The sequence below is a fragment of the Acinetobacter johnsonii genome (genome assembly GCF_048551975.1).
Lineage (GTDB): Bacteria > Pseudomonadota > Gammaproteobacteria > Pseudomonadales > Moraxellaceae > Acinetobacter > Acinetobacter johnsonii_A.
This window is the reverse complement of sequence record NZ_JBIMCF010000202.1, coordinates 1-280: the sequence shown is the minus strand read 5'-3', so window position 1 is coordinate 280 and position 280 is coordinate 1. Positions and strand designations below refer to the sequence as shown.

Here is a 280-nt window from a genome sequence, read left to right as displayed (position 1 = left end):
ATCCAGAGAAATCCGGCCGGAAGGACGTGTTGCGGTGGCAGTGCCCAGGCCCGATGGGGCGCGCGGCGTGTATGGCATCTCGGTCGCCGCGGAGCTGGCGGGCATGGGGGTGCAGACGCTGCGGCTGTATGAGGCGCGCGGGCTGCTCGAGCCCGAGCGCACCGAGGGCGGCACCCGCCGCTATAGCGCCAATGACCTGGACCGGCTGCGCCGCATCGGCGACCTGCTCGACGCCGGGCTCAACCTCGCCGGCATCGCCATGGTGATGGACCTGCAGGAC

At 71.4% G+C, this 280-nt stretch carries 1 protein-coding gene; it reads left to right on the top strand.

Annotation, left to right across the window (positions count from 1 at the left end):
• Positions 1–67: 67 nt before the first annotated feature.
• The coding region (locus tag ACG9ZB_RS17245; protein ID WP_419326846.1) for a MerR family transcriptional regulator at positions 68–280 on the top strand (213 nt) is incomplete at its 3' end.